Genomic DNA, 6,323 nt, shown 5'->3' with positions numbered 1-6,323 from the left:
CCCCCACCCCCGCGTAGTATCAAAACCGATCCCCTTTTCTACCCCCCAAAAACAATAAATCGACCTTAGGGTCGCAGGAGACTTCTGTGCTCAAGAAAAGTGCGTTGGGCTGGCCAAAGATTGCCGGCCTCGGAATTGCGTTGGTGGTGGCCGGGCAGTTCTCCGGCTGGAATTTCGGGCTGATGGCCGGCGGTTGGATGAACATGCTGATCGCCACGGTGTTGATGGCGTTGCTATGTGGCGGGCTGGCGTTGTGTGTCGCCGAACTGTCGACGGCATTGCCGAGTGCTGGTGGCGTTTTCGTCTATGCACAAAGCGCGTTCGGGCCGTTTGTGGGTTACCTGGTCGGCGTCGCCTGTGCGTTGGCGCTGACCATCGGCACTGGCGCGGCGGCGACGTTTATTTGCGCCTACACCGAATCGATTTTCGGCCTCGGCGGTTGGCCGGTGAAAATCGCCTTGTTCGCGGTGATTATCGGCATCCACCTTCGTGGTGTCGGTGAGGCCATGGGCCTGACCATGATCGCGGGCGCCATCGCCGTCGTGGCGCTGCTGACCTTTGGCGTGGCCATGGCGCCGCATGTCGAACTGGCGAACCTGTTGAAGATGCCGGCGGCATATGCCGGGCCGGCGGTCAGTCTCGGCGGGATTTTTGCCTGTGTGCCCTTTGCCATTTGGCTGTTCATCACCGTGGAACAAACCGGTTCAGCAGCGGAAGAAGCAAATAACCCCGGCCGCACCATGCCACGGGGAATCCTCGCCGCCATCGGCACCTTGCTGGTGACGGCGCTGGTGGTGTTGGTCTGCGCACCGGGCGCGGGTGGTGTCGAGTTGGTCGGTTCGGCGGGGGATCCGCTGTACGCCGCGATGACCAGCACCAACGTCTACGGCGACGCTTCGTGGCTGGCCAAGGTGGTTGGCTGCGGCGCGGTGTTCGGGCTGATCGCCACCTTCTTCTCGCTGATTTACGCCGCTTCTCGCCAGTTGTTCGCCATGGCCCGCGACGGCTTGTTCCCGCAATGGTTGGGCAAGACCGGCAAGCGCGGCACGCCATTCCCGGCCCTGCTGCTGATCGGTGTGATCGGCCTGCCGATGTCCGCCGTCGATCCGGCCACGGTGATGCTCGCGGTCGTGCTGCTGCTCAACGTCTGCTACCTGTTCATTTTCGGCGCGTACCTGCGCATCAAACGCAGCCAGCCTGATCTGCCGCGCCCGTTCCGTCTGGCCGGCGGCACCGTGGTTGCCTGGCTGGGCCTGGCCTTGACGCTGGTGGTGATCGCCGCCTGTTTCCAACTCGACATGATGATGCTGATCGCCCTGGCGGTGACCTTAGTGCTGTGCATTTTCAACTTCCTGCTGCGTGCCCGCAGCGCCAACCTTGAGGTTCCAGACCATGCCTGAAGACACGCTCCTGCAACGCCGCCATCGCGTCCTCGGCAGCGCTTCACCGTTGTTCTACGACAAGCCGTTGCACCTGGTGCGCGGTGAAGGCGTCTGGCTGTACGACGTCGACGGCCAACGCTACCTCGACGTCTACAACAACGTGCCCTGCGTCGGCCATTGCAACCCGCATGTGGTGGAAGCGATGCACCGCCAGGCAATGACGCTGAACATCCACACCCGCTACCTCGATGAGCAAGTGGTGCGTTACGCCGAACGCCTGACCGCTACGTTTGCCAAGCCCCTCGACACCGCGATGTTCACCTGCACCGGCAGCGAAGCCAACGAACTGGCGCTGCGCCTGGCGCGGTTTGCCAGCGGCGGCACCGGCATCATCGTCAGCGATTACAACTACCACGGTAACTCGGCGTCGCTGGCCGAAGTCACCACCGCATTGCCGTCGCCGGAACCGTTCGCCGCGCACGCCCGTGCGGTGCCGATTCCTTGCCTGTATCACGCGCCCGCTGGCACCACTGAGGCGCAACTGGCGGAAGAATATGCCGCCAACATCAAAGCGGCCATCGCCTCGATGCAAGCTCAAGGCATACGCCCGGCAGCCTTGCTGATCGACACCTTGTTTGCCAACGAAGGCTTGCCACGGGTGCCGGCCAGTTTCGTCAACAAAGCGGCCGAACTGATTCGTGCTGCGGGCGGTTTGTTCATCGCAGACGAAGTGCAATCCGGATTCGGCCGTACCGGCGATCACCTGTGGGGCCATCAAGCCCACGCCGTGGTGCCAGACATCGTCACCCTCGGCAAACCGATGGGCAACGGCTATCCACTGGCCGGGCTGATCACCAGCAAAGTATTGGTCGAGGCCTTTGGGCGCAGCGCCATGTACTTCAACACCTTCGGCGGCTCGCCGGTGGCGGCAGCGGTCGGCATGGCGGTGCTGGATGTGATTGAAGAGCAACAGCTGTTGCACAACGCACAATCCGTCGGCGCGTATGTGCAGCAGCGTTTGCAAATACTCGCCGGCAAACACTCGATCATTGGCGATGTGCGCGGTAAAGGGCTGTTCTTCGCCATGGAATTGGTGCGCGATCACGCGAGCAAGGAACCTGCCGGGGCCGAAGCACGCAAGGTGGTGAACGATATGCGCGACAACGGCGTGCTGATCAGCAAGATCGGCGCGGGCGACAACATTCTCAAACTGCGGCCGCCGCTGGTGTTCAACCGCGACCACGCCGACCTCTTCGTTGACACGCTGGACCGCGCCCTGAGCGCCCTATGAGGCTTAGTCATGACTGAATTCCATACCCTGAGTCACGACCAGCAAGTCGCCAAACTGCACGACCTCGCCCGCCATGCCCTGCAACACTGGGACGGCGAGTTTGGCGAGATCGAACTGGTGAAATTCCGCGAGAACGCAGTGTTCTCCGCCCGGCGCGAGGACGGCCAGCGCGTCGCCCTGCGCATCCACCGCAACGGCTATCACTGCGAAGCGGCGCTACGTTCCGAGCTGCAATGGATGGAGGCGCTGGCCACGGCCGGCATCACCGTGCCGCAGATTATCCGGGCGAGCAACGAACAGCATCTGGTCGAAGTGCTGCATGCCGACATCGGCGAACCGCGCCATGTCGACATGCTCGCCTGGCTGCCGGGCGCAACGGCGGGCACCTCTGAAGCCGGGGTGCAGGCGGATACTGAAATCGATTTTCTGTTTGCCGAAGCGGGGGCGATTGCCGCACGCATTCACTTGCACGCGGCGGATTGGCAGCAGCCGGACGAGTTTGTGCGGCATGCCTGGGATGAGGACGGTTTGATCGGCGCCAATCCGTTCTGGGGGCGGTTCTGGGAGTTGGAGCAGCTCACCAACGAGCAGCGTGAGCTATTGCAACAGGCACGTCGCCAAGCGCGGGGCGATCTGCGTCGTTACGGTCGGCGCCTTGACAACTTCGGCATGATTCACGCGGACCTGGTACCGGAGAATCTTCTGATTGAAGGACCACAGTTGAGGCTGATCGACTTTGACGATGCCGGTTTTGGCTGGCACATGTTCGAGCTGGCGACGGCGTTGTATTTCTGCCTGGATGATCCGCGGTATGAGCAGATCAAAGTCGCATTGTTGGCCGGTTACGACGCGGTTAAACCGCTGACTGAGGCTGATCGTGCAACGCTGGCGCTGTTTCTGATGCTGCGTGGCACCACGTACCTGGGCTGGATTCATACCCGCAAAGGCACGCCGACCGCGATTGAAATGGCGCCGATGTTGATTGAGCGGGCTTGCCATTTAGCCAGGGAATATCTGCAACAGTAACCACCCCAGATCATTCCCACGCTCTGCGTGGGAATGCCTCACCGGACGCTCTGAGTCCGCTTTTGGGGACGCAGAGCGTCCCTGGCTGCATTCCCACGCGGAGCGTGGGAACGATCAACTCAGCAATGCGCCCCTGCATGCTCAAGCCGATGAAACAACCGGTTGAAGTACACCAGGCTATCCCTCTCCCCGCGCACACCGACATTCGACAACTCAACAAACATCACCGAATGCGATCCGACTTCCTTGCACTCGGTAATCCGCCCTTCCAGCTGCACCAGTGCATCGCGCAGCAACGGCACGCCGGTGTCGCCTTCGTCCCATAGGTCCCAGGCAAAACGTTCGGCCATCGACACTTTGGTCATGCCGGCGAAGTGGCGGGCCAGGTCTTCCTGTTCGCCGCACAGCACGTTGACGCACAGATGGCCGTTGGTGCGGAACACATCGTGGGTCGCGCTGTTGCGGTTCACACAGACCAGCACGGTGGGCGGTGAGTCGGTGACCGAGCACACGGCGCTGGCGGTGATGCCGCATTGTCCGCCGGGGCCGTTGGTGGTGATGATGTTCACCGCAGCAGGCAGCTGCGCCATGGCGTTGCGAAAGTCGATTTGCTGCTGGCTCAGGTCGGCCATGTCGGTGCCCCTTCCTTCAGGAGGACCGTCGTTGTGCGGCCCTTGGTTATGGAACAAGACTAAGGCCCGGCGCTGCCCGCAACCATTCTGACGATCCCCATGATGAGGTGGGCTTTCCGCTAGTCGACTAGGTGGTTTCTTTATCGTCAGGGCGCTTCGCAGTGGGTATCCTGCTTTGAGGCGCCAACATAGGCGCAAGTCCGCCGCAACGTGCACGCGTGCGATAACAATAAATAGAATTTCTCGTGGCAGTCCCTGATGGAAACCCGCAAACCGATTGTTTATATCGTTGATGACGACAAAGACCTGCGAACCTCGCTCGCCTGGCTTCTGGAGTCGGTCAGTGTGCAGGCGCAATGCTTTGCCGGCGCTGAAGAGTTCCTGAGCCAGTACGATCCCAAGCAACCGGCGTGTCTGGTGCTGGATGTGCGCATGCCGGAAACCAGCGGCTTTCAGTTGCAGGAAATCCTCAACCAGCGCGGCAGCACCCTGCCGACGATTTTTGTCTCTGCCCATGGCGACATTCCGATGTCGGTCACGGCGATGAAGAACGGTGCACTGGATTTCGTCGAGAAGCCCTACAACCCGCAGCAAATGATCGACCGCATTCAGGCGGCGCTGAAGACCGCCGTGCATGCCCAGGCCGATCAGCAGCAACGTCAGAACCTGCAAGGCAAGCTCGCGCTGCTGACCAGCCGGGAACGGGAAGTGTTGATGCTGGTGATCGATGGCAAGGCCAGCAAGGTCATCGCCCGCGAGCTGAACATCAGCGTGAAAACCGTTGATGTGCACCGGACCAAGATCAAGGAAAAGATGGGCGTGAGCAGCATTGCCATGCTTGTGCGCGAGGTGTTGCATTTACCGGTGGATGAGCCTGCAAGGCACTGAGTCTATTCTTCGGCGGTATTGAGGGCCTCATCGCGAGCAGGCTCGCTCCCACACGCGGTCAGTGGCTGTAGCGCTTGCGGTATTCGCCCGGCGAGACGCCGAAGCGTGATTTGAACGCCGAGGAAAAATAGCTGGAATCCGAGAACCCCCAGGCGTAGCACAGCGCCGAGAGCTTCTGCTCGACATCGGAGCGGCGCAGGTTTTCGGCGCAGAAATCCAGGCGACGATGCTTGATGTATTGCGCCACCACCAGGCCGCGCTTGGAAAACATCCGGTACAGACCGCGCACCGACATTCCCACTTCCCGGGCAATCAGCTCGGGGCACAGTTCTTCGGCGCTGATGTGCTCGTCGATGTAGGCGATGGTTTTGCGAAATTGCCGCTCATGGGCATCCACGCTAGCGTCACGCGCGCTGATCCCCGGCAACAACAGACTGACCAATGCGTCGAGTACGGCTTCGCTTTCCTGCATCTCCAGCCCTTCCTGGCGCTGGGTCTCCAGCACCATGCGGTTGGCCAGCGCGGCCAGCGGTGTGCTGGCCGAAATGCGCGTGGCGCAGTTGACGGCGTTGAAATGCGAACCGCGCTCCACCACCTGACGCGGCAGGATCAGCGACAGCTGCCGGGAATCTTCGTTATAGGTCATGTCGCTGGGACGGCAGGCGTCGATCAGGGCGATGTCGCCACAGCCCAACAGGGCGCGGTTGTCGCCCTGTTCAAGTTGCGAACTGCCGCGCAGTTGGAACACTGCGTAGTAGTGGCCGTCGCTGCTGGTGCTGACGTCTTTGCTGGTGCGATACAGATGCACATGGGCCATGTCGACCACACTGAGGTTGATCGCGCCGTTGCGAAATTCTGTCAGTTCACCGTAAAAATTCGCGTCCAGTGCGCGGGCGTCGAAACGCCCACAGGCCTGATTGACCTGGCTTAACCAACTTTCGAATGCATCGTTGCGCACCGCCGAAGTAGTACTCATGACCGCAGGGCCTCACATCAGTTTTATTGTTATTTTTCGACCGCTTCGCCGAGCAGTTCGATTAATTCCGGGTACGTGACCGTCGCCTCCTTAGACGGTCGTGGGGCGCCGATTTAATCGACTCCCAC

General features: G+C 61.1%; 6 protein-coding genes. 4 read left to right on the top strand and 2 right to left on the bottom strand.

The window, feature by feature from the left end:
- Nucleotides 1-86: 86 nt before the first annotated feature.
- Genes KGB06_RS22260 through KGB06_RS22250 form a run of 3 tightly spaced genes read left to right on the top strand, consistent with a single transcriptional unit; the run spans nucleotide 87 to nucleotide 3,699 of the window.
- Nucleotides 87-1,400: an amino acid permease gene (locus KGB06_RS22260; RefSeq protein ID WP_223519602.1), complete on the top strand. Its 1,314-nt coding sequence runs from the start codon at nucleotides 87-89 to the stop codon at nucleotides 1,398-1,400.
- Nucleotides 1,393-2,673 (top strand): aspartate aminotransferase family protein, encoded by a 1,281-nt coding sequence (locus KGB06_RS22255; protein ID WP_223519600.1) that lies wholly within the window; start codon nucleotides 1,393-1,395, stop codon nucleotides 2,671-2,673. The genes KGB06_RS22260 and KGB06_RS22255 overlap by 8 nt, the downstream gene beginning before the upstream one ends.
- Nucleotides 2,674-2,682: 9 nt before the next feature.
- Nucleotides 2,683-3,699 carry a phosphotransferase enzyme family protein gene (locus KGB06_RS22250; protein WP_223519598.1) on the top strand — a complete coding sequence of 339 codons (1,017 nt, stop codon included), beginning with the start codon at nucleotides 2,683-2,685 and terminating at the stop codon, nucleotides 3,697-3,699.
- A gap of 119 nt (nucleotides 3,700-3,818) precedes the next feature.
- Here KGB06_RS22250 and hpaC read toward each other — a convergent pair whose 3' ends face one another.
- Nucleotides 3,819-4,331, bottom strand: coding sequence for a 4-hydroxyphenylacetate 3-monooxygenase, reductase component (hpaC, locus tag KGB06_RS22245; RefSeq protein ID WP_223519596.1), 513 nt, complete (start codon nucleotides 4,329-4,331; stop codon nucleotides 3,819-3,821).
- A 258-nt stretch (nucleotides 4,332-4,589) separates the two neighbouring features.
- On the opposite strand from hpaC, the gene KGB06_RS22240 reads away from it, so the two are divergent.
- Nucleotides 4,590-5,219: a response regulator transcription factor gene (locus KGB06_RS22240; RefSeq protein WP_007945336.1), complete on the top strand. Its 630-nt coding sequence runs from the start codon at nucleotides 4,590-4,592 to the stop codon at nucleotides 5,217-5,219.
- Nucleotides 5,220-5,277: 58 nt separating this feature from the next.
- On the opposite strand, the gene feaR is transcribed toward KGB06_RS22240, so the two are convergent.
- Entirely contained in the window at nucleotides 5,278-6,195 is a 918-nt protein-coding gene (feaR, locus tag KGB06_RS22235) for a transcriptional regulator FeaR (RefSeq protein ID WP_223519595.1), read from the bottom strand.
- Nucleotides 6,196-6,323 lie beyond the last annotated feature (128 nt).

It is taken from the genome of Pseudomonas sp. GL-B-19, assembly GCF_019956415.1.
In the GTDB taxonomy this organism is placed as follows: Bacteria; Pseudomonadota; Gammaproteobacteria; order Pseudomonadales; family Pseudomonadaceae; genus Aquipseudomonas.
Note: the sequence above shows the minus strand (reverse complement) of the source record. Positions and strands in the feature narration are given on the sequence as shown.

What these genes read in the sequence shown, in the direction of transcription:
- KGB06_RS22255 (WP_223519600.1), top strand. Translation starts at nt 1,393, where the DNA reads ATGCCTGAAGACACGCTCCTGCAACGCCGCCATCGCGTCCTCGGCAGC.
- KGB06_RS22250 (WP_223519598.1), top strand. Translation starts at nt 2,683, where the DNA reads ATGACTGAATTCCATACCCTGAGTCACGACCAGCAAGTCGCCAAACTG.
- hpaC (WP_223519596.1), bottom strand. Translation starts at nt 4,331, where the DNA reads ATGGCCGACCTGAGCCAGCAGCAAATCGACTTTCGCAACGCCATGGCG.
- KGB06_RS22240 (WP_007945336.1), top strand. Translation starts at nt 4,590, where the DNA reads ATGGAAACCCGCAAACCGATTGTTTATATCGTTGATGACGACAAAGAC.
- feaR (WP_223519595.1), bottom strand. Translation starts at nt 6,195, where the DNA reads ATGAGTACTACTTCGGCGGTGCGCAACGATGCATTCGAAAGTTGGTTA.